This window comes from Bartonella sp. HY406 (assembly GCF_025449315.1).
Taxonomy (GTDB): Bacteria; Pseudomonadota; Alphaproteobacteria; order Rhizobiales; family Rhizobiaceae; genus HY038.
Genome location: NZ_CP104893.1, coordinates 2,039,064 through 2,061,316 on the forward strand (window position 1 = coordinate 2,039,064; position 22,253 = coordinate 2,061,316).

The following is a 22,253-nucleotide window of genomic DNA, read 5'->3' on the forward strand; positions in this document are numbered from 1 at the left end:
AAGCTAGAATTTTATTCTAACTATTAGCGAACAAAATTGTCTACAAGTAGATCTTTAACTTCTTTTACGCGTCCTTTTAAAACGGCTTTTACACCATAAAGCGCCATGTTTTTTACTTCACTAACGGTAACTTCTGGCGGCATAACCAATTCATAGCCACTAGTTAAAACGTCAAGAAGCGCAGGCCCATCATAGGCTAAAAATTCTTTTATGGCATTTTCAAGTTGCTCTGGCTTTTCAACTCGCCAAGCACCAAAACCAATAACTTCTGCCATTTTAGCAAAATCTGGATTTTTTAAATCCGTATATTCATTAACCAGCGATTCAGCCTTTTGCTCAAGTTCAACAAAGTTAAGGGAAGCATTATTGAGCACAACAATTTTGACATTGATCTTTTCTTGCACCGCCGTCAATAATTCACCCATAAGCATTGAAAGACCACCATCACCAGAAATGGAAATGACTTGGCGATCGGGATAGGCTTTTTTAATGCCTAGTGCCTGTGGCATAGCATTTGCCATTGAACCATGTAAAAGGCTGGATAAAGTGCGCCGTTTACCATTGGTTTTAAAATGACGAAGAACCCAAACCATAGCAGTTCCGCAATCTGCTACAGCTACCGCATCATCATCAGCATGTTCGCTAATAAGGGAAACAAGACGCTGAGGATGGATAATTGACTTTGCTTCTTGAACCTCTTTTTCCTGTTCTTTTTTATGCTCCTCATTTATTTTCAAACAATGGTCAAGGAAATTAACGTCGGATTTTTCTGCAACGATTGGCAATAATGCTTCAACGCTGGCTTTAATATCGCCTACCAAACCAAGCTCGACAGGATGACGATGACCAAGACGAGATGCATCTTCATCAATCTGGATTAATGTTGCTTTATTGGGGTAAAACTGGCTAAAAGCAAAATCTGTACCAAGCAATAAGAGCGTGTCACATTCTTCCATCATGGTAAAGCAAGGCTTGCCACCTAGCATCCCTGTCATACCAATATCATAGGGATTATCATATTCGATGAAATCCTTAGCACGGGTTGAATGGCCGATTGGACTTTTTAATTTTTTGGCAAGCGCAATCACTTCATCATGGGCGCCCTTTACACCTGCGCCAACAAAAATACCAACCTTTTTACCCTTGGCCAAAAGGCTTGCAACTTCAGAAAGTTCGCTATCACTTGGCCGAATAACTGGATGGGTACGATAGGTTTTAAATTGCGTTTCATTTTTAATAAAAGCCTCAGATATATCCGATGGTAAAATGATAACCGCCACACCTTTTTTAGCAATAGCCGCTTGGCAGGCTTGCGCAGTGATACGCTGGGCATCTTCTGGATTTAATACCTGCTCACAAAATACCGAGCAATGAGAATAAAGCGCACGAAAATCCACTTCTTGTGGATAGGCTGTACCTAAAGTTCCACTTGCCAATTGGCTGGCAATCAATACCATTGGTGCGCGATTGCGATTTGCTTCAAAAATACCGTTAATAAAATGCAATGAACCTGGCCCGCAAGAACCAGCGCAAGCAGCAATTTCACCAGTAAGATAAGCATCAGCACCAGCGGCAAAAGCTCCAGCTTCCTCATGGCGCATATGCACCCAGCTTATTTGGCTTTTAGAAATCGCGGTTGTCACATAGTTTAGGGTATCGCCAACAATACCATAGCACCGCCGCACGCCTGCATCTTCCAGTGTTTTTACAACGATATCTGCAACTCTCTTGGACATAATGCAATCTCCTTAATTAGAGCGTTTTCCGAAAAGTGTGAAGCGGTTTTCGGACAAAAAACGCGATGTAAACAATGCATTAGAGCGCCGATCTGATCCAATCAGATCGAAATGCGCTCTAAATGGTGATATGCTCCACAAGCATATCGTGGCCATAGAGTGCTACAAATTTAAAAAAAGGAAACAGTAAAAATAGATTATCACGTCACTGTGAAAACCTTGCAACAAAAATGCAATATTTCAAGCAATGTTAGAATGAAAATGTTTCTAAAATCAGAAACTAATAATTTTGTTTTATTTACGGCAAATATTTGCCAATACTATGCTTGCCATTTTGCGATAAAATCTTCAATAACCATATTTTGCATATCAGGAATTGCTTCATAAAGCTTTTCCAATGGCCAATCCCACCATTGAAGTGCAAGTAAAGCTTCAACTACGGGCTTTGAAAAACGCATTTTTATGCTTTTTGCCGGCACTCCAACCACAATTTCATAATCCCCCACATCTTTGGTTACAACAGCATTGGCACCAATCACCGCACCATGACCAATTTTGATATCTGGCATAATTACCGCGCCATGACCAATCCACACATCATTGCCAATTGACACTCTTTTATTTTGTCGCCGTGCACGAAATTCACTATCGAGCGCTAAAAAACGAAAATATTCATTGGGGCGATAGCTAAATTTGTGGGTACTTAATCGCTCCATCGGATGTTCAAGGGCATTAATCCGCACATTGGCTGCAATTGAACAAAATTTGCCAATATCAGCATAGATTGCTTCACCATTGCGTTCAAAATAGCTAAAAGCACCAAGATTTACATCGGTGAGCTGCGCACGCTCGCCAATTTCACTATAGGGACCAAGTTTTGTGCCTTTTAGCCGCGCGGTGGAGTGAATGCGCGGAGCCTTATCTTGAAACCGCAAATCAGTAGTTTCAGCCCCTATATCTTTTCCGATATCTTTCATAGTGCGACTTTTTATCTTTTAAAATTGGTTGAATAGCAATCAATGCATGCTTATAGTTACGTTAATTTACTCTAACAGGCAAACAGAGCCTTTTCATCCATAAATTGATGACGTTTTTTAAATTGATTTGTTAAAAAGCAAATTACAGTATTAAAATCAAGCATCGGTTTGCCGCAATTATAACTAGGTTATTCAATGAAAGCACTAACCAAATTTGCCATAATTACCGCCCTATTTTTTGTGGCAATATTTGCGTGGGCGCATTTTACCAAACCCAAACCCTTTGGTGATGATTTTAGCCTTACCGATTCCAATGGCAAGAGCGTTACGCAAGATGATATTCGTGCGCAACCATCAGCCGTATTTTTTGGCTATACGATGTGCCCCGATGTTTGCCCAACAACACTTTTGGATATTACCGAATGGTTAGAGGCTTTGGGCCCTGATGCGGATAAAATTAAAGTTTGGTTCTTTACCGTTGACCCAGAGCGTGATACGCCACAAGTTATGCATGATTATATTTCCAATTTTTCTGATCGTATTATTGGCATATCTGGCGATCCGCAAAAGGTACATGCAGCCATAAAGAGTTTTAATATTGTGGCTGAAAAAGTACCTGGCAATGATGGTGATTATACTTATGACCACACTGCTGCGGTTATCTTGCTTAGAAAAGGTGGGCGCGTTCGCACCACTATTCCTTACCAACAAGATAAGGAAGTTGCTGTAGAATGGTTAAAAGAATTGGCAAAAAGCGCAGGAAACTAATATTTTGTCACAGATACGCCTATTTATAACCCATACAAAATCCGATGCCGAGGCAATCTATGCCAAGCTTGAGCCAGCTTTTGAAGAAGATGGCTTACCAGTTTCTATTGCAGAAATTAATGAAGATGAAGAAATTTTCGAGGTTTCGCTTTATTGTGAAGATGATGACCTTGAGGATATGCGCACGCGCTTTGCCAATATTTTAAATATTGATAAAAATAGCATCACGGTTGAAATTTTACCTGAAATTGATTGGGTTCAACACAGCCTTGAAGGGTTAAAACCTGTACGTGCCGGCCGTTTTTTTGTGCATGGTAGCCATGACAGAGAAAAAATTGCCGCTAATGATATTTCCATTGAAATTGATGCCGGTCAAGCATTTGGTACCGGTCATCACGGCACAACTGCCGGTTGCCTTGAAATGATTGGCATGGTGATGCGCAACGAGCATCCACTAAACATTCTTGACCTTGGTACAGGCAGCGGCGTGTTAGCCATTGGCATGGCTAAGCTTTACCCGGTAAAGATTGTCGCCAGTGATATTGACCCGATTGCGACCAAGGTTGCTAAGGAAAATATTAAATTAAATGGCGTTGCATCGCGCATTGATGCGGTAACAGCAGCAGGTTTCCACCATCGTGAATTATTGATGCGTGCACCATTTGACTTGATTGTTGCCAATATTCTTGCTCGGCCGTTAATGATGCTAGCGCCGCGAATGTCACGGGCATTAAAACCCAATGGCTCCATCATATTATCGGGTATTTTAGATAGCCAACGAGACCGTGTTCTTGCAGCTTATCGTGCACAGGGACTGTATCACCAATCAACATTTCACCGTAATGGTTGGGTAACACTACATTTAAAACGATAAATCAAATAATAATTAATCCAAGCGATAAAGCCAAATCTTGCAAGGTGTAAAATGTTTCAGACCTTTGATGTTGCAACCAATCCTGACAATGGCAAGCCAAGACTGGCACTATTGCGCAAAGAAATGAGCCGCTTAGGGCTTGATGGCTTTATCATACCCCGCGCCGATGAGCATCAAGGTGAATATGTACCGCCACATGCGCAACGCCTTGCTTGGCTAACCGGTTTTACCGGATCGGCCGGAAGCGCGCTTGTCTTGCAAGATAAGGCCTATATTTTTACTGATGGGCGTTATAGTTTACAGGTTCGCCAACAAACCGATAATAATGTTTTTGACTATGAAGATTTAATATCAAATCCACCATCAAAGTGGTTGAGTGAGCATGGCAAAGGTCTAACAATTGGCTTTGACCCTTGGCTCACCACTATTGCTGGTGCGCGTCAGCTGCGTGAAGCTATGGCAAAGGCTGATGGCAATTTGCATAGTTTAGATTATAATCTTGTTGATGTCATTTGGGATGACCAGCCAGAGCCACCACTTGGCCGCGTGACCATTCAACCGCTTTCCATGGCTGGTAAAGAAGCAGATATTAAACTTGTAGAAATGCAGGAAGATATTAAGCAGAAAAATTGCACCGCCACTATTTTAACCGATCCATCATCAATTGCATGGCTGTTTAATATTCGCGGAACAGATGTATCAAATACGCCATTACCATTATCTTTTGCTTTTATATCAGCATCTAGTAAGCCCTATCTATTTATTGATCCAAGAAAACTTGGGGTTGAAGAAAAAGCCTATCTAGACCCGCTATGCCATATTGTGGCTCCAAGCCATATGATTGATAAATTGAAGGAAATTATTGCCGGCAATCAAATAATATTGCTTGATGCCAATTTATGTGCTGAAAAAATCCGCACACTTATTGAAGATGCTGGTGCAAAAATTGTTGAAGGGCAAGATCCGGCAAAATTACCAAGGGCAATTAAAAACGCAGTAGAACTAGAAGGCGCAAGACGGGCGCATTTGCGTGACGGTGTTGCCTTGGTTAGATTTTTCTCATGGCTAAGTCGGCAAAGTGCAGGTACTCAAGATGAAATTTCCGCCGCTATTAAGCTTGAAGAATTTCGCGCAAAAACCGCAATTGAGCACCATTCTAAGCTTGAAGATTTATCTTTTGACACAATTTCGGGCGTGGGGAGTGATGGCGCTATTATCCATTACCGTGTTAACACCAAAACCAACCGCAAATTAGAACCGCATGAATTATACCTCGTTGATTCAGGCGCGCAATATCGCGATGGCACCACGGATGTTACCAGAACCGTTGCCATTTGTGCTAAAGGCGGCAAGCCAGATGCCGAACAAATTCGCTGTTTTACACTGGTGTTAAAAGGCATGATTAATATGTCATTGGCACGTTTTCCTGCCCATTCACGCGGTGTTGATCTTGATATTTTGGCACGTAGCGCCTTATGGAAAGCCGGCCTTGATTATAAGCATGGTACAGGGCATGGTGTTGGCTCTTTCCTATCAGTTCATGAAGGGCCGCAAAGCTTATCACGCGCTAGCACACAAGAATTAATGGCAGGCATGATTATTTCCAATGAACCCGGTTATTACCGCGAGGGAGCCTTTGGCATACGCATTGAAAACTTGCTTATTGTGCAAGATGCAGAACCAATTGATGGCGGCGAAATTGACATGCATAGTTTTGAAACCTTGACCCTATGTCCAATTGATCAAAGCTTGATTGATAACACTATGCTTACTTTAGAAGAACGCCAATGGCTCAACGCCTATCATGCAAAGGTTTATGAAAAGCTTTCACCATTTGTAAGCGGTGACGATTTAGCCTTTTTAACCAGTGCCACAGCGGAATTATCATAACAGAGTTTTTATTTTGGTGCAGCGGCGCGGTTAAGCCGGTCATTAATTGCCTCACCGAGACTCGTCAACGGTATTGGTGCAACCGCAATGGAACTTGCGCCAACAAGATCAAGGCGCTGCATATAATCAAATAAATGCACTGCCGCTTCTTTTAAATCTCCACTTTCGCTCAAATTTAAAATGGCTTTTGCATTTGCCTGTCCCTTAATTGCTGCGTCACCAAAGTGTAAAAACGCTTCCCCGTCCATGACTTCATCAATATTTAAACGCATGGTTGCATTGGGCGCATAATGAGACTTCATCATACCCGGTGCCTCAATGGCTGCACCGTGATCCAATTGTTTCAATGGCCGCTTGATGCTCGCTTCAATCGCTTCACGCTCTAAACCACCGGGGCGCAGTAAATAAACATCATCACCATCAACTTTGATAATGGTGGATTCAACCCCTACTTCACATGGACCTGCATCAACAATTAATGGCAGACGACCTTGAAAATCATTTTCAACCGCGATGGCACTTGTTGGGCTAATTCGACCAGAACGGTTAGCACTTGGCGCAACAATAGGACGATCAAGAGCTTGCACAATATCTGCAAAAATTCCTTTGGGGTTACGCAAAGCAAGGGTTGGCAAGCCAGCAGTTGCCAAAGGATGAATATTGTTGGTTTCTAACAGAGGTAGAACGAGTGTCAAAGGCCCCGGCCAAAACTCTTCCATAAGCTTAGCTGATATATCGTCAATTTCAACATAACGTGCTGCCATATCAATGGAGGCAACATGAGCAATTAAAGGATTAAAATGGGGACGACCTTTGGTAGCAAAAATTTCTGCCACAGCCTCTCCATTAGTTGCATCTGCCGCCAAACCATAAACTGTTTCTGTAGGTAGAGCCGCCAACTTGCCCTCACGCAAATGCGCAACGACTTGACTTATAATAGTGGGCGATGCTGAAACAATCATGATATTTTAAACTTTTATAATAAAAAGATGAACGATAATAATATTTTACTTAAGTTTTATTTTTAGTTTTTTTAGATTTATAGCACAAGAACAAGAAAATTTAAAAGCCTGCTATTTAATATCCATATTTTTTATCGGCGCAAAACTATAGCGATGCAATTTTTTAACTGGCCCATGACTTTCAATAGCTTGCCGATGGGTAACTGTTGCATAACCGGCATGTTTTTCAAACCCATAATGGGGATGTTGACTGGCTGCTAAAATCATCATTTTATCACGCATTTCCTTGGCAATGATCGAGGCGGCAGCAATGGACACTGAGCGTTGATCGCCTTTTACCCAAGAATCGGCAGCACAGGGCAAGCCATCAGGTATATCGCGGCCATCAATTAAAATATAATCGGGCTGCACTGCAAGGCCTTGGCATGCACGGCGCATGGCTTCAAGCGAGGCTTTACGTATATCACTAAGATCAATGGATAAAGCACTCACGCTGCAAATACTAACGCTAAAAGCGCTATCCAAAATTTGTTGATACAATTTTTCGCGCTGCTTATGCGACAATTTTTTAGAGTCATTGAGACCAATAGGGATATTATCAGGGTTTAAAATAACCGCAGCAGCAACCACTGGTCCGGCTAAAGGTCCACGTCCTGCTTCATCAGTACCCGCAACAAATTTTGCCCCATGACGCATTAAACGCTGCTCGCCAGAAAAATCTGGTTGTTTAGGGATATCAAATAAAAGCGGTATAGAATTAGATTTTTTTGCCATAAAGCCTTGTGACATTACCGGCAAATTTGTGCAAGCATTTTGAGAATATTTGCAGCATTGCCCCAATATTTATGATTACAAGATTATTTACGAGTATATGGTTTTAAATCTCTTTATCGTATCAACTTAAAAAACTCTACTCAACACCACATTCTTGGCGCTTTTTTCTCGTTAAACTTTTAACTACAATATCATAGGGACGCGCGATATAGATTTTTAATTCATCATCAGTTAGTTCTGAATTTTTATGTACGGCTGGCCAGGTGCTTGATGTATAAGGGGCACGTTTTATACCATCTTGCTCAAGCATCATAAGATAGCTTGAAGGCGCTACCTTAAAAACCAAACAATCAACCCATAAACCACCTTTAACTCCAAGCGCAGCAAAAAATTTACCACCAATCTTGGCTACCCTTGCATGCCATTGGTCGTGCAAGGTGACGGATTTTAACGAAGTTACAAATTCATCAAAGTCTTTAACATCATAAAGAGACAAGAGCATAATTCCAATTCAAAATAATTAAGGCAATTTAAACAACACTCAATGACCATGTTAACATACTAACCTAACAATAGCCGATGAGTTATTTTACGATAATTTTTGCTTAAATAGTTTATCGTATAATATCAAAGCCCCTTATGTTTTAAAACAAAGATAATTGTATGGGTGATTTTATCGGCGGCTCGAAATTTTCAAATGAAAGAGGAATACGACGCTTGCCAATTTCTAACCTTTGACATGCCATAGCAAAGCGACGGGCAACCAATTCAGCAAAGGGGCCTGTACCGCGCATCCGACTTTGCCAATCAGCATCATAATCCTTGCCGCCGCGCATAGATCGTAAAATTGAAATAATTTTACGATAGTGATTGGGATATTCGCGCAAAAGCCAATCTTTAAATAAAGGGGCAACCTCATAAGGCAAACGCAGCATGACAAAATCTGCGTCATGAACACCAGCTTCTTTTGCAACCTCTAATATATTTTCAATCTCATGATCATTTAAACCCGGAATAACCGGCGCAACCAAAGTGGAAACTGGTATATTAGCTTGATGTAATAACCTTATTGTTTCAAGCCGGCGCTTTGGCGTTGCAGCTCTTGGCTCCATTGCCCGTGAAAGCCTACTATCCAATGTGGTAAGTGAAATACAAACCCGTACTAACCGTTTTTGCGCCATTTCGCTTAAAATATCAACATCACGTAAAATCAAAGCTGATTTTGTCACAATACTTACCGGATGATTGGCCTTATTTAAAATGGTTAAGATTTCGCGCATAATAGCCCATTTTTTTTCAATCGGCTGATAGGGATCAGTATTGGTACCAATGGCAATGATTTTCGGTTTATAGCCAGCTTTTGATAATTCCTTTTCTAGTAATTTTGCTGCATCAGGTTTTGCAAAAAGCTGTGTTTCAAAATCCACCCCTGCCGACAAGCCCATATAAGAGTGGCTAGGACGGGCAAAACAATAAATACAACCATGCTCACAACCACGATAAGGATTGATAGAGCGGTCAAACCCAAGATCAGGCGAATTGTTGCTTGTAATAATATTGCGGGCTTTTTCAATTTGAACAATTGTTTTAAGCGGTGCTATTTCTTCATCATTTTGCCAGCCATCATCAAAGGAACAAACTGATTTATCTTCAAAGCGCCCTGCAGGATTAAGCCCTGCTCCACGCCCTTTTATACGCTTTGCTTGAAGCCGCATATTGCTATCTTCAATAATATCGTTAGCGTGCGCTTGGCGACCATCGCCAAAAGCTGCCTTATCAGCCTTGGCAAGATTATCAGCAAGATTATGATTAATCCGAATTTTTAACATTGCACCACTGCCAAAAACTTGCTGAAATGCCATAAAGCAAATGAGCAACCATACTTGATTGAAATAGCTTAAAAAATAAATGGCATTTACTTACCTATAGGCATAGCTAAACATCCATTCCCTGACAGAAACACAATATCAAAGATTAAAGAACATATCAAGAACATTATTGCAAAAATTATTTTCATTATTTAATTTGAGTATTTTTATCATGTTTTATTTGTCATTGTGAAATATTGCCACTATACCAATGCTGACAACAATATTTTGGGTAGGTGCAAAATGGCAAATATGGACACAAAAGCCAGTTCTAAAAATGCAAGTGAAACCGCAAAAATGTCGGGGCACAAAATCATACGTAATAGCATGACAATTACTGAGATTACAAAACCGTTTGCTTCAGTGATACGTGTAAGCGGCATTGTCAAAAATCCAAACCTAAATCAATGGTTACAGGCAAATAATGCTGTCCGAATTGAAATGGATGCCATTGGTAGTGCAAAGCCAATTACCCGTGTTTACACCATTCGTGACTATTATGCCGCAACCAATATTGCAGAAATCGATTTTGTAGTTCATCACGGCCAAAGCTTGGCTATGGACTGGTTGAGTAAGCAAAAAATTGGTGACACGATTTATCTTATGGGGCCAAAGCAGCATTATATGCCTGATTATAAAAATGGTTATGATAATATGTTTTTTGCCGACGACACGGCAATTCCTGCGCTATTTTCGATTTTTAAAAATTGGCCACAAGGTGTAAAAGCCACAGCCTATATTGATTGCGCCCATCAATCCGCAATAGACGAATTACCGAAGATCGCAGGGGTAGATTATAAAACCTTTATTCGTCAAGATGATTGTGCCGCCGGCACTTCTGGTTTTTTAGTCAAAGAAGCTCTTTCCATCAATCCAACCACCAAAGCCAATCTTTGGATCGCCTGCGAGCGTGAAGAAGCGCGACAAATACGCGACCACTTTTTAAGTGGTGGGCAAGTGGCGAAAGCCGACATAAAAGCGATTGGCTATTGGAAGCGCGGTATGACATCAAGCATTGTTGATGAAAAGCGCATGGCCCATTACATAGACCTTACTGCTCAAGGTAAAGGTATCGAACAATTTGATGAGTTCGATGTAAAAATATAAGAGACAAATACAATTTTTTGCAGCTATAATAGCGGTAAAATCAAGCAAAATAGAACAAAAATGTTTAGGAAAAGTCATGACCCAAGAAAATGATACAGCACCGCATATTGAGCGTGTACGTCACGAAACCAAACGCCGCATATTAAAAGTTGAAAAAATTGAAGATGTAACTCCCTTGATGCGCCGGGTATTCGTTGGTGGGGATGATCTTACTGGCTTTGTTTCAGCAGCTCCCGATGATCATATCAAGCTTTTTTTTGGCGAGAATGAACTAACCCAGCAAAGCCGCGAATATACACCACGTTTTTATGACGAACAGGCCAACCTATTAGCGATTGATTTTGTGTTACATGATGCAGGACCAGCAAGCACTTTTGCATTAAATGCAAAACAAGGTGATGAACTTGTCATTGGCGGTCCACGCGGTTCAGCCGTTATTGGCGGCAATATTAATGCTTGGCTATTAATCGGCGATGAAACGGCTTTGCCAGCCATTGGCAGACGGGTTGAGGAAGCCGCTGAAGGCACGGACATCACCGTTATTGCAACGGTTGCCAATGAACAGGAAGTGCAAAAATTTAACACTAAAGCCAATGTAACCTATCATTGGGTTTACCGCTCGGTTGAACTTGCTGATGAACCCAAATTTCTACTTGAAAAGGTTAAAGAACTAAGCTTGCAAGAGCGGACATTTATCTGGATTGCCGCAGAAGGAAAGGTAACCCGCCACTTACGTATGTTCTTTAATACCGAACGTCATGTGCCACTTAACTGGATTAAGGCTGCAGGTTATTGGGTAAAAGGCTTTGCCAATTCTAAAGAAAAATTCGATTAAGCCACTTTAAATGCAAAAACAAAGCTGAAAATTGATTAGACATGTAAAAAGGGCAGGAAAAGAAAATCTCTTCCTGCCCTTTTATTATACAATTTTTTGTATCTTAGCGCACGATAACTTTAGCGCCTGTACGCACACGGGCAAAAAGGTCAATCACATCTGGATTTGCCATGCGGATGCAGCCAGCAGACACCGATTTACCAATGCTTGATGGTTGGGTTGTACCGTGGATGCGATAATAGGTATCAACATTATTTTGGTAAAGATAAAGCGCGCGCGCTCCGAGTGGATTACTTGGACCACCATCAACACCATTTTCAAACTTCTTATAGCGTTCTGGTGCACGCGCAATCATATCCTTGGTTGGAATCCAACGCGGCCATTTACGTTTTACTTTAAGATCTGCTTCGCCTTGAAAACCAAGACCAGCTGCACCAACACTCACACCATAGCGAATAGCTTTGCCATTGCCAGCAATGAAATAAAGATAGTGATTGGCTGGCTCAACGATAATTGTGCCAGGCGCTTCGCGTGATGGATAAGCAACAACCGTACGCTGGAATTTTTCAGGGATAACACCGTTAGGAATTGGTTTAATTTTAAATGGTTCATCTCTATCAGGGCCATAACGCTCATCAAGCGACTTATTTCCTTCAATAAAACTTTGTGGCTTGATGGTTGTTTTAGTCGTTGGCTGTCCGTCAACTGTCGTTGTACCAGTTGTCGTACATGCCCCCAAGCCAATTGCTAATACACCTAAAAAGAGAGTGCGAAAAATCGTCGACCTGATTGGCCGTAAACCAATGCTATTATGCATTTTTTGTTCCTTGATTATAAAGTCAATTCATACGCAAAACATTTATTCGTAAATGTGCATAAAGCAGCTTTAACAAAAGATAAAGCTCAAAAAGTCATATTTATCACTATTTGTAACAAATATTAATAAAACTCTAAAAATTAGATATATTCTAATATCGTAATTTACTGATTTTTGATGAAATTAACCTTTTTGGATAGGAAAAATATCAATCACAACATAAACAATCTTGGGTTAAGCATTCAATGGTGAAATATAAAAAAGATAATTTCAATGTGACTAATATTAAAAAAAATTATCTTAGATCTATATCTGCTCTAATAAAAACTATTACGCAAAATCGACTGCTTTGCTGACGTTTTTTTACAAAATAATAAAAGACTTTTCGATAGTGCTTTAAAAGATGCAGATTGATAACGACTTTCTAAAAAATACAAAAAAAAATCAAAAAAAATTTTTGAGTCTTTTCAGAAACATGAGTCATAAAAACCGCCTTTGGCAAGCTTTGCCAAGCTAAGGGGACTTGTTTTTACAGCGCCAGTCTGATTCTTATGTTAACCATAATTACATATTTGATTCGTATCATGAATCTTTTGGTAATTGATGATTCAAAACTGTAATTTTTACTGTGCATAATCTGTAGGGGATTTAAGGTGAACAACAAACATGTTGCTGTGCTTATGGGTGGTTTTTCATCTGAGAGACCAGTTAGCCTGTCATCAGGCAATGCTTGTGCCGATGCACTTGAAGCCCTTGGTTTTCAAGTGACACGCCTTGATGTTGATACCAATGTTGCAGATCACCTTGCACAACTTCGCCCTGATGTTGCGTTTAATGCGCTTCATGGTCCTTTTGGTGAAGATGGTACAATTCAAGGTATTTTAGAGTTTTTGAGCATTCCTTATACCCATTCTGGCGTACTTGCATCAGCTCTTGCTATGGATAAAGCGCGGGCTAAAATAATTGCTAGCGCGGCAGGCGTTAAGGTTGCCCCGTCTCGGGTAATGGATCGCCATGATATTGGTACTATTCATCCTATTACCCCTCCTTATGTGGTTAAGCCCGTTAAAGAAGGTTCGAGCTTTGGTGTTGTCATCGTTTTGGAGGGACAAAATACACCACCCGCATCACTTAGCGCCCTAGAATGGCCTTATGGTGATGAAGTGATTGTCGAGCAATATATTCCAGGTCGTGAATTTACCTGCGGCGTTTTAGGCGATCGCATACTTGATGTGTGCGAAATTGTTCCTAATGCCAGCTATAAATTCTATGATTATGATGCAAAATATGCACAAGGCGGATCAATTCACGTTTGTCCTGCTGAAATTTCACCAAATATTTACCAAAATATACAAAGAATGGCACTACTAGCCCATCAGGCAATTGGTTGTCGTGGGGTCAGTCGTTCCGATTTTCGTTTTGATGAAAAAACAGATGATCTCATCTGGCTTGAAGTCAATACCCAACCTGGTATGACGCCAACCTCCCTAGTCCCTGATATGGCTAAAGTTTCCGGTCTAACATTTGGTGATCTAGTAAAATGGATCGTGGAGGATGCATCGTGCATGCGCTAAACAGCAATTTCAAGCAGAACTTGAGAACAATACTCAAAAACCGCGTGATTAAATTTTCACGGCGGATAAAAGGTATTGTCTTACGGTTTACGTCTGGACATATTGCTATACCGCGTCATAGCGGCTCTTTTGCTGTATTGGCCTTATTAAGCTCCACAATATTTTATGGCACTTATGCAGGAAACCATAGTGATGATGCAGTAAAGCTTGCGACATCATCCCTCGGCTTTGCCGTAGAAAAGGTTGACGTAAAAGGTAACTATTTTACATCAGAGATTGATGTGCTTGGCGCAATCGGCCTTGATGGCGATACATCTATTATCGGCTATGATGTCGATAAGGTGCGCGATGAGTTAAAAGCTTTACCATGGGTAAAAGCTGTCACTGTACAAAAAATTTATCCTGATCGTCTCAATATTATGCTAAGCGAACATCAACCAATGGCGCTGTGGCAGCATAATGGTGAAGTTGATATTGTTGATAAGGATGGCAATGTCATTATTCCTTATCGCGCTGGATTTAGCCGCCACTTACCCTTGATTGTTGGTACTGGCGCCGAAAATACGGCTCAAGATTTTCTTAATGCGATGGATGAATTTCCAAACATCAAAGAGCGCGTTCGCGCTTATATTCGTATCGGTGACCGCCGCTGGGACATTGTTTTAGATAATGGCGTAAGGGTTAAATTACCAGAAGAAAATTTTGGCAAACGTCTCACCCAAATTCTTGAAATGGATCAAAAGGACGGACTTTTGTCACGTGATATTTTAAGTGTTGATTTACGCCTTGATGACCGTGTCACGGTTGCGCTAACTGATGAGGCATTAAAACGACGCACCGAAACTGTAAAAGAACTAGAAAAGCGTGAAAAAGCACGCAAAGCGGGGCGAGCATGAATTTTATAGCCCACTTAAATGGTTCTTCATCACGTAAAACCCGGCTTTTGACGGTGCTAGATGTTGGCTCAAGTAAAATTGTTTGCATTATTGCTCGTTTACGCCCATTGGAACAAACAGAATATCTCCATGGTCGCACCCATAGTATGGAAGTGCTTGGTTTTGGTATTCAGCGTTCGCAGGGTGTAAAGGCCGGCATTATAGTCGATATGTCCAAAGCTGAAGCAGCCATTCGTTTAGCTGTTGACAGCGCTGAACGTATGGCCGGCCTCATTGTTGATTCAGTGATTGTCAACTTTTCTGCAGGCAAGCTTAAAAGTACACAAGTTAATTCAAAAATTGATATTAGCGGTGATAAGGTTGATATGCGCGATGTGCGCCGTGCACTTTCTGAATGTTCGAAATCAGCATTTGATCTTGATCGTTATATTATGCATTCATTACCTGGCAATTTTAGCCTTGATGGTGAAGGCGGCATTTCTGATCCGCGCGATATGATGGGGCGTGAACTTGGTGCAGAAATGCACATAGTAACGGCCGAAAGTGCGCCGTTGCGTAATTTAGAGCATTGTATCAATCGCGCGCATTTAAGTGTCGAGACAGTTGTCGCAACACCTTATGCAAGCGGCCTTTCTGTTCTTGTTGGTGATGAACCGCGCCTTGGTACCGCCTGTATTGATATCGGTGCGGGCACTACAACTATTTCGATATTTGCTGAGGGTCGTTTTGTCTTTACCGATATGCTGCCGATTGGCGCCAATCATATTACACTCGACATTGCTCGCGGCTTCACCATTCCGCTAGATGAAGCCGAACGCATCAAAGTGATGCATGGCTCAGCTCTTTCGGTTAGTGCCGATGATCGGCATATGATTTCCATGCCACCAATGCGCGATAGTAATGGGCAAGATTCAGGGCTTGCAGGTCAATATCCACGTGCCTTACTTGCACGTATTATTCGCGCTCGCGTGGAAGAAATTCTTGAAATGACAAGAGATAAGCTTACACAATCTGGCTTTGGTAGTTTGGTTGGAAAGCGCATAATTCTAACTGGTGGTGGTTCGCAACTACCTGGTATTGCCGAAGTTGGTCGTCATATTCTTAAGGGTCAATTACGCATAGGCAGACCGCTTGGTATTTCTGGATTGCCAGATATGGCAAGGGGCGCGGCGTTCTCCTCGGCTGTAGGATTATTAATCTATCCGCAAATTAGCGGAATGGAAGAATATAAAGTGCAGGGATCATCAAGCAATGCAAGTGCCAATAGCGGACATTTTTTCCGCGTTAGTCATTGGTTGCGCGGAGGACTTCGCAAAGGTTCTTAAAAAAATTAGCTTGTAAGCTTGTCTTTTAACTTAAGCTTACCGGTTTTAGATCATGGGATGTGAAATTTGGTTTTGGAATGCCTTTTTCATATCTAGAAATAGTCAGTTTACCGCATTGGGCTTGCGGTTTAAGGTGAGAAGGAATAAAATATGTCTATTACTTTACAAAGACCAGAAATAGTCGAGTTAAAGCCAAAAATTACGGTTTTTGGTGTTGGTGGTGGCGGCGGTAACGCCGTTAACAATATGATCAATGCTGGTCTTGAAGGCGTTGAATTTGTTGTGGCCAATACCGATGCTCAGGCACTTGCAATGTCACGTGCTGAAAAAGTTGTTCAACTGGGTGCTTCAGTCACTGAAGGTCTTGGTGCGGGTGCGCGCCCTGAAGTTGGACAGTCAGCAGCGGAAGAATCTCTTGATGAAATTCTAGATCACCTTAATTCTTCTCATATGGTATTTGTTACTGCCGGTATGGGTGGTGGTACGGGTACGGGCGCGGCTCCAATTATTGCACGCGCCGCCCGTGAAAAAGGTCTTTTGACGGTTGGTGTGGTAACCAAGCCTTTTTCTTTTGAAGGCCAACGCCGCATGAAGACAGCGGAAGCTGGTATTGAAGAATTACAAAAAAGCGTTGATACGCTTATCGTTATTCCAAACCAAAATCTTTTCCGCATTGCGAATGAAAAAACAACCTTTGCTGATGCCTTCGCTATGGCAGATCAGGTTCTTTATTCAGGTGTAGCTTCGATTACTGATTTGATGATCCGCAAGGGTCTTATCAATCTAGACTTTGCCGATGTGCGCTCTGTCATGCATGATATGGGCAAAGCAATGATGGGCACTGGCGAAGCATCAGGTGAAGGACGTGCATTAAAAGCTGCTGAGGCTGCAATTGCTAATCCATTGCTTGATGAAACATCAATGCGCGGTGCACGTGGCCTACTTGTTTCTGTTTCAGGTGGTAGCGATCTTACCTTGTTTGAAGTTGATGAAGCTGTTAACCGCATTAAGGAAGAAGTGGATGCTGACGCCAACATCATCTTTGGTGCTATTAATGATGAAGCACTTGAAGGCATCATCCGCGTTTCTGTTGTTGCAACCGGCATTGACCGCGCTGCACTTGAAGCTGGCTTGACAATTGAAAACTCTACTTCGGTACATGCTGTAAAAAAGCTTGAAGCGGCAGCTCCGGTCTCGACTCGACCAGTGCAGCCGCAGCCAGAATCCTTTATTGAAGTCATTGAGGCATTAGAAGAAGAAATGGCAGCGCCTATGGAAGAGCCATTTCGTCCACAAAGCCAAATTTTTGCAAGCGCGCAGCCAGCCGCACCAAATCGTGTAGTTGGTCAGCCTAATCTTGCAAAACAACCTGCTCGCACATCAGCTCCTTTGCAACCTATGGGCCAAACAGCAGCAACGCCGCCAAGTGTTGATACTGTTGCACCAAACCGCAGTGTAGCTCCAACTAGCCAAAATTTTAGCCAATCATTAAACCCGCAGCAGGGCAACATGCAGGCACAACAGGCTAATGGTCAACAGCGTGCAGTTGCGCAACAACAGCGCGCACCACAACAATCAATGCAGCAGGCTCAACAACAGCCTATGCAACAGGCCCAACAACAAGCATCGTCGCGCATTCCTGAAATTGAAGCATTTCCGCCATCTTTGCGCATTAATGCTGATCAAAAAAGTAAAGGTAGCAGCGAAAGCAATACACCTCGCAGTTTGTGGCAGCGTTTAAAACAGGGTTTTATTCATCGCGATGACGAGGAGCCAAGCGCACGTCTCGAACCTGCGGTAGCTCCAAAGCAAAGTGCTCCACAGCGTTCTAGCGGTCAAAATGCTCAACCAAATCAAATGGGACAACGGCCAAACATGGGTGACAATCGTCAGGCTCCTAATCAGGATCAGGCAATTTATACACCGCGCCGCCCAAATGAAGCGCAAATGCGTCCACAACAACAACGCGCTGAAGCGCCAAGCGAAGATGAACAGTTGGAAATTCCTGCATTCCTGCGTCGTCAGGCTAACTAATGGCATATGTCGGCCTTTAAAACTCTTTTGAAAGCCGACATATATCATAAAACGCATACAACTGATCTTTTGATCCTTACGAGAAAATGCGGATTGATAAACTCACATGCTTTTGTCTTTCGCAAGGTTTGCGAATAAAAAAGCAGCCAGCCCAAATTCCTTCTCATTAACCCACTGGTTTTCCAGTGGGTTTTTTTATGCTTTTAAAAAGCAATTTTGTATTTACTTAATGATATACGATTTTAAAGGAAACGATCAACCCGATATCAAACAAATAAAAAGCCCGTAAAGGATAAAACTCTACGGGCTTTAAATTAATGATAATCGATTTTAAGATATTCAATTATACATATGACAACTGAACATTCTCTTGCACATAGACGGTTTCATTATACGAATTATGGAATTCGTTATAAACTAAACCTGTTTGGGCATCGGTGTACTTATCTGTAGCTTTTGTCCAAAGATTATCAAAAGCAACAGTGTCATTGGCATCACCATTGATAAATAGTTTATCATTATCATAGCCATTAAAATCCAATGATGAATGGATGTTTAACTGGTTAGCGCTACCGCCAGTAAGATTGATTTTATTAATAGCAGTTTCGTCAGCTGAAGTGAAAATGCTATTTAATTCAAAAACACTACCCCATTTATCGAGATTAAGACTCATATCTATGTGAGAATCCGAATTTTGATCATTGTGATTGTTAATTAGGTTTGTAAGCCATGAAATCTGGTTCAAACTATATTTATTATTGATATTAACATCAATATTTTCAAGACTTGCCCAGCCAAAACTTGGGCTTGATACAAAATTACTTACCCAATTTTGATATCGCCCTGCAAAATCCCAACTATAATCAGCTTTTAAGGAAAGTGTATCATAACCTTCACCACCATCAAGTACGAGGCTATTTGGGAAAATGTAACCGTAAATTTCGATAAAATCGTTTCCGGCACCACCGTAAATATAGTTATTCGCGTTGGGACCTGAGGTTAGGTTACCATTGATTGATAAACGATCATCACCGTCACCGAGATCAATAATGTTATCCGCATATTGTGCATTCATAAAACCAACACGAACAGTATCATTGCCAGCGCCAGTATTAATCATGTTGGTGCCTTTATCGGCATTAATTCCCCAGTTAATATTAATAACGTCGTTGCCATCACCAGTTTGAATAAGGTTTTTTGAGAAACTAACAAGGTCACGATCAATATTAATTGTTGTTGTACCTTCGGTTACGATGGAATTATAACCACTATAATGTGACCACATATTGCCAATATGGATGTTATGAACACCTTCACCAAGTTCAATACTGTTTTCAGAATCACTCCACATGGCATTTTTGATCCATATGTTAGTGTCGCCTGATACTGTACTTAGTCTGTTGGTGGTGCTATAATAAGCGATGTAGTTACTGCCAATGACAATGTCATGCTTACCAATACCCAAATCGATTGTATTAACGCCATACCAATCTCGGGCGAAAATGTCGTTTTGGAAATTTAGGTATTTGTCACCATCGCCTAAAGAAATGCTATTTGTACCATATTTGAATGCATGCATTGCCCAAATATTCAAATAATCTGTACCCGCACCTGTTGTTATGGTGTTCAAGCCTGAATCAGCTGATCGAACATATCCCAAATTTAAAGTACGTTTATCAGTGCTTACGCCGTCAAACACGATTTCATTTTTACTATATGCCCCAGCACAGGAATCAACCCCGCCCATGATGCTGAGTACCTTATTGCCATTACCACCCTTAATAGTGTTTTGGCCGTATCCCCACATACTTTGACCGATCCAGACAGTATCGTTACCGTGACCAAGTTCAATTGTATTCTGTGAGCGCCAACCCGCTTTAACTTCACCTTTAATATTTACATAATCATCGTTATTAGTACCAAATATATAATTCGTACCAGAATTAACCACCATTGACGGTTTTGTTATACTTACGCCTCTTGCCATTTAAACACCCCATAAAGATAAAATTTAACATTAAATAAAACTATACAAATGACGTTTATATTAAATATTTTTTAAATTTCAATTTATTTTTTAAAAACCCCAATATTTAATTTAATATAGTTTATTTTAAATTAGTTATATTAAATATATTCAATAAATAAAACTTTAAGCGCCACATATAAACTAAGGGTTGCTATCATTAGCACAAAAAATATTTTCTCAAAAAAGTTCTTTTAATGCAAAATTAATGCGAATAATTCTAAAAAATCGAACCGCTTATCTCTTAACCAAAAGCACAAATTGCCCGATACTAAGGAAAATATCAAAATACTGATTTTTATTAAATAAGTTCAGAAAACTTAATTAGCAAAGAAATCGGTTACATTTGAGGGGTTTTATGATGAGCATTGACGCACAAAAACTTGCAACCTTCCCAGCATTTTTTAAAGTTGCAGGGCAAAAGATTGTCATTATCGGCAATGGCGCTGAAGCTTATGCGAAACTGCGCCTCCTACGTGAAACTTCAGCTGCATTGGTATTAATTGCTGATGCGCCCGAAGATGATCTTTTAGATTTTATCAAGCAATATAGCCTTGAAGACAATCATTTCGTCTGGCTTGCAGAAAAATTCACCTCTGAGCATCTCTATGGTGCTGTGCTAATTTTTGCCGCTAATGGCGATGTGGGGCAAGATAAGATTATTGCAGATTATGCACATCAATTAAAAATTGCCGTCAATGTGGTGGATCGTCCAGATATGTGCGATTTTTTTACCCCTGCCCTTGTCAATCGTGCACCAATATTGGTGGCGATTGGTTCAGAAGGCGCAAGCCCAGTGCTTGCACAAATGATCCGTGCTCAGATAGAGGCTTTATTAAACCCACAAATTGGCAAAGTAGCGGCCCTTGCAGCAAAACTTAGGACACTTGTTGATAATTCCATTGCCAAAGGTTTGACACGGCGTAATTTTTGGTTTCGCTTTTTTAATGGAAAAATTGTTGAGGAATTGCAACGTAATAATCCAGCCGCTGCCGAACGCGAGGCATTTGATCTTATCCACGCCTTCAAAGCAAATAAAGGGCGTTTATATTTATTAAATGCACAAAATCTTGACGCTGACCAGATTACGCTGCACAGTCAGCGCGTATTATTAATGGCCGATGGTATCATTTATGATCATAGCATTGATGAAGATCTGCTAACCATAGGCCGGCGCGATGCACAGCGGTTTGTCGCTTCTAAAAACACCTTTGACGACCTAGAGTGCACAAAGCTTCTTATCAACTTAATTGAAAGCGGCAAGCAGATTGTGCGCCTTTATGGTGATAGAGCACAAATGCTGAGGGATATAGCTTTACTGGAAATTAACCAGCAAGATTTTGCTGTTTTACCATCGCTTTCGGATACGGCATTTCAACATAATTACGCAAATATTAGCAACCAATATGCACCAAAAGCTGCATAGCAAGCGCGATATAGGCATTATTGTTTTAAAGGGTGGAGTAAAATGGCAGCGAAAATTTTGACAGCCAATAAATTAGGTGATGGGCGTGTTGTTTGGTACAGCAAGAATGGGCAATGGAGCGAGGACGCCAATAATGCTTTGCTAGCTGTTACGCCCGAAGAGACAAGCATTCTGGAAGATGCGCAAAAATTGGGGCTTGCCACCAACATCGTTATTGATGCTAATTTGATCGATGTCGATGAAAAAGATGCCCACCTGCGCCCAATCCGGCTGCGTGAGCGTATTCGGCAAAATGGTCCAACTATTGCTTATGGCGCAGCACCGCTTAACCCATAGGATTTTCAATTCTGCCTTAAAATTCAAG

Annotated in this window: 19 protein-coding genes; 11 read left to right on the forward strand and 8 right to left on the reverse strand. The window is 41.2% G+C overall.

The window, feature by feature from the left end; all coding sequences use genetic code 11:
• Window positions 1-23 precede the first annotated feature (23 nt).
• Window positions 24-1,736 (reverse strand): thiamine pyrophosphate-dependent enzyme, encoded by a 1,713-nt coding sequence (locus N6B01_RS08650; RefSeq protein ID WP_262078308.1) that lies wholly within the window; start codon window positions 1,734-1,736, stop codon window positions 24-26.
• A gap of 320 nt (window positions 1,737-2,056) precedes the next feature.
• The gene (locus tag N6B01_RS08655) at window positions 2,057-2,713 is read right to left on the reverse strand and encodes a DapH/DapD/GlmU-related protein (RefSeq protein ID WP_262078309.1); all 657 of its coding nucleotides are present in this window, start codon (window positions 2,711-2,713) and stop codon (window positions 2,057-2,059) included.
• A gap of 195 nt (window positions 2,714-2,908) precedes the next feature.
• Between N6B01_RS08655 and N6B01_RS08660 the strand changes: the two genes are divergently transcribed.
• Genes N6B01_RS08660 through N6B01_RS08670 form a run of 3 tightly spaced genes read left to right on the forward strand, consistent with a single transcriptional unit; the run spans window position 2,909 to window position 6,245 of the window.
• A complete protein-coding gene (locus N6B01_RS08660) occupies window positions 2,909-3,481 on the forward strand; it encodes an SCO family protein (protein WP_182417380.1) in 573 nt (190 codons plus the stop codon).
• Between the two features lie 4 nt (window positions 3,482-3,485).
• A complete protein-coding gene (locus tag N6B01_RS08665) occupies window positions 3,486-4,355 on the forward strand; it encodes a 50S ribosomal protein L11 methyltransferase (RefSeq protein WP_262078310.1) in 870 nt (289 codons plus the stop codon).
• 51 nt (window positions 4,356-4,406) lie between these two features.
• Entirely contained in the window at window positions 4,407-6,245 is a 1,839-nt protein-coding gene (locus tag N6B01_RS08670) for an aminopeptidase P family protein (RefSeq protein WP_262078311.1), read from the forward strand.
• An 8-nt stretch (window positions 6,246-6,253) separates the two neighbouring features.
• Here N6B01_RS08670 and N6B01_RS08675 read toward each other — a convergent pair whose 3' ends face one another.
• The 4 genes from N6B01_RS08675 to N6B01_RS08690 all read right to left on the reverse strand — a co-directional run bounded on the left by N6B01_RS08675 (window position 6,254) and on the right by N6B01_RS08690 (window position 9,810).
• Window positions 6,254-7,207: an L-threonylcarbamoyladenylate synthase gene (locus tag N6B01_RS08675; RefSeq protein ID WP_262078312.1), complete on the reverse strand. Its 954-nt coding sequence runs from the start codon at window positions 7,205-7,207 to the stop codon at window positions 6,254-6,256.
• Window positions 7,208-7,318: 111 nt separating this feature from the next.
• On the reverse strand, window positions 7,319-7,981 hold the full coding sequence (locus N6B01_RS08680) for a ribonuclease HII (RefSeq protein ID WP_262078313.1): 663 nt from the start codon (window positions 7,979-7,981) through the stop codon (window positions 7,319-7,321).
• A gap of 136 nt (window positions 7,982-8,117) precedes the next feature.
• Window positions 8,118-8,477, reverse strand: a complete 360-nt coding sequence (locus tag N6B01_RS08685; protein WP_262078314.1) for an MmcQ/YjbR family DNA-binding protein — start codon at window positions 8,475-8,477, stop codon at window positions 8,118-8,120.
• A gap of 148 nt (window positions 8,478-8,625) precedes the next feature.
• Window positions 8,626-9,810: a PA0069 family radical SAM protein gene (locus N6B01_RS08690; RefSeq protein WP_262080626.1), complete on the reverse strand. Its 1,185-nt coding sequence runs from the start codon at window positions 9,808-9,810 to the stop codon at window positions 8,626-8,628.
• A gap of 282 nt (window positions 9,811-10,092) precedes the next feature.
• On the opposite strand from N6B01_RS08690, the gene N6B01_RS08695 reads away from it, so the two are divergent.
• Both N6B01_RS08695 and N6B01_RS08700 read left to right on the forward strand, forming a co-directional pair.
• Window positions 10,093-10,956 (forward strand): siderophore-interacting protein, encoded by an 864-nt coding sequence (locus N6B01_RS08695; RefSeq protein WP_262078315.1) that lies wholly within the window; start codon window positions 10,093-10,095, stop codon window positions 10,954-10,956.
• A 76-nt stretch (window positions 10,957-11,032) separates the two neighbouring features.
• The gene (locus N6B01_RS08700) at window positions 11,033-11,791 is read left to right on the forward strand and encodes a siderophore-interacting protein (RefSeq protein WP_182417387.1); all 759 of its coding nucleotides are present in this window, start codon (window positions 11,033-11,035) and stop codon (window positions 11,789-11,791) included.
• 103 nt (window positions 11,792-11,894) lie between these two features.
• Here N6B01_RS08700 and N6B01_RS08705 read toward each other — a convergent pair whose 3' ends face one another.
• Window positions 11,895-12,608, reverse strand: a complete 714-nt coding sequence (locus tag N6B01_RS08705) for a L,D-transpeptidase (protein WP_182417388.1) — start codon at window positions 12,606-12,608, stop codon at window positions 11,895-11,897.
• Between the two features lie 653 nt (window positions 12,609-13,261).
• Between N6B01_RS08705 and N6B01_RS08710 the strand changes: the two genes are divergently transcribed.
• The 4 genes from N6B01_RS08710 to ftsZ all read left to right on the forward strand — a co-directional run bounded on the left by N6B01_RS08710 (window position 13,262) and on the right by ftsZ (window position 18,437).
• Entirely contained in the window at window positions 13,262-14,182 is a 921-nt protein-coding gene (locus N6B01_RS08710) for a D-alanine--D-alanine ligase (protein WP_262078316.1), read from the forward strand.
• Between the two features lie 20 nt (window positions 14,183-14,202).
• Window positions 14,203-15,078 (forward strand): cell division protein FtsQ/DivIB, encoded by an 876-nt coding sequence (locus N6B01_RS08715; RefSeq protein WP_262078317.1) that lies wholly within the window; start codon window positions 14,203-14,205, stop codon window positions 15,076-15,078.
• Window positions 15,075-16,403 carry a cell division protein FtsA gene (ftsA, locus tag N6B01_RS08720; RefSeq protein WP_262078318.1) on the forward strand — a complete coding sequence of 443 codons (1,329 nt, stop codon included), beginning with the start codon at window positions 15,075-15,077 and terminating at the stop codon, window positions 16,401-16,403. The genes N6B01_RS08715 and ftsA overlap by 4 nt, the downstream gene beginning before the upstream one ends.
• A 150-nt stretch (window positions 16,404-16,553) precedes the next feature.
• The gene (gene ftsZ / locus N6B01_RS08725; RefSeq protein ID WP_262078319.1) at window positions 16,554-18,437 is read left to right on the forward strand and encodes a cell division protein FtsZ; all 1,884 of its coding nucleotides are present in this window, start codon (window positions 16,554-16,556) and stop codon (window positions 18,435-18,437) included.
• A 343-nt stretch (window positions 18,438-18,780) separates the two neighbouring features.
• On the opposite strand, the gene N6B01_RS08730 is transcribed toward ftsZ, so the two are convergent.
• Window positions 18,781-20,424, reverse strand: a complete 1,644-nt coding sequence (locus N6B01_RS08730) for an autotransporter outer membrane beta-barrel domain-containing protein (protein ID WP_262078320.1) — start codon at window positions 20,422-20,424, stop codon at window positions 18,781-18,783.
• Between the two features lie 397 nt (window positions 20,425-20,821).
• Here N6B01_RS08730 and N6B01_RS08735 point away from each other — a divergent pair, with 397 nt between their 5' ends.
• Window positions 20,822-21,889, forward strand: a complete 1,068-nt coding sequence (locus tag N6B01_RS08735) for a siroheme synthase domain-containing protein (RefSeq protein ID WP_262078321.1) — start codon at window positions 20,822-20,824, stop codon at window positions 21,887-21,889.
• A gap of 42 nt (window positions 21,890-21,931) precedes the next feature.
• Window positions 21,932-22,225: a DUF2849 domain-containing protein gene (locus N6B01_RS08740; protein ID WP_262078322.1), complete on the forward strand. Its 294-nt coding sequence runs from the start codon at window positions 21,932-21,934 to the stop codon at window positions 22,223-22,225.
• Window positions 22,226-22,253: the final 28 nt, after the last annotated feature.

Coding starts and splice junctions, on each gene's coding strand:
- N6B01_RS08670 (WP_262078311.1), top strand. CDS start 4,407: ATGTTTCAGACCTTTGATGTTGCAACCAATCCTGACAATGGCAAGCCA.
- N6B01_RS08660 (WP_182417380.1), top strand. CDS start 2,909: ATGAAAGCACTAACCAAATTTGCCATAATTACCGCCCTATTTTTTGTG.
- ftsA (WP_262078318.1), top strand. CDS start 15,075: ATGAATTTTATAGCCCACTTAAATGGTTCTTCATCACGTAAAACCCGG.
- N6B01_RS08700 (WP_182417387.1), top strand. CDS start 11,033: ATGACCCAAGAAAATGATACAGCACCGCATATTGAGCGTGTACGTCAC.
- N6B01_RS08740 (WP_262078322.1), top strand. CDS start 21,932: ATGGCAGCGAAAATTTTGACAGCCAATAAATTAGGTGATGGGCGTGTT.
- N6B01_RS08650 (WP_262078308.1), bottom strand. CDS start 1,736: ATGTCCAAGAGAGTTGCAGATATCGTTGTAAAAACACTGGAAGATGCA.
- N6B01_RS08730 (WP_262078320.1), bottom strand. CDS start 20,424: ATGGCAAGAGGCGTAAGTATAACAAAACCGTCAATGGTGGTTAATTCT.
- N6B01_RS08690 (WP_262080626.1), bottom strand. CDS start 9,810: ATGTTAAAAATTCGGATTAATCATAATCTTGCTGATAATCTTGCCAAG.
- N6B01_RS08705 (WP_182417388.1), bottom strand. CDS start 12,608: ATGCATAATAGCATTGGTTTACGGCCAATCAGGTCGACGATTTTTCGC.
- N6B01_RS08675 (WP_262078312.1), bottom strand. CDS start 7,207: ATGATTGTTTCAGCATCGCCCACTATTATAAGTCAAGTCGTTGCGCAT.
- N6B01_RS08655 (WP_262078309.1), bottom strand. CDS start 2,713: ATGAAAGATATCGGAAAAGATATAGGGGCTGAAACTACTGATTTGCGG.
- N6B01_RS08680 (WP_262078313.1), bottom strand. CDS start 7,981: ATGGCAAAAAAATCTAATTCTATACCGCTTTTATTTGATATCCCTAAA.
- N6B01_RS08695 (WP_262078315.1), top strand. CDS start 10,093: ATGGCAAATATGGACACAAAAGCCAGTTCTAAAAATGCAAGTGAAACC.
- ftsZ (WP_262078319.1), top strand. CDS start 16,554: ATGTCTATTACTTTACAAAGACCAGAAATAGTCGAGTTAAAGCCAAAA.
- N6B01_RS08735 (WP_262078321.1), top strand. CDS start 20,822: ATGATGAGCATTGACGCACAAAAACTTGCAACCTTCCCAGCATTTTTT.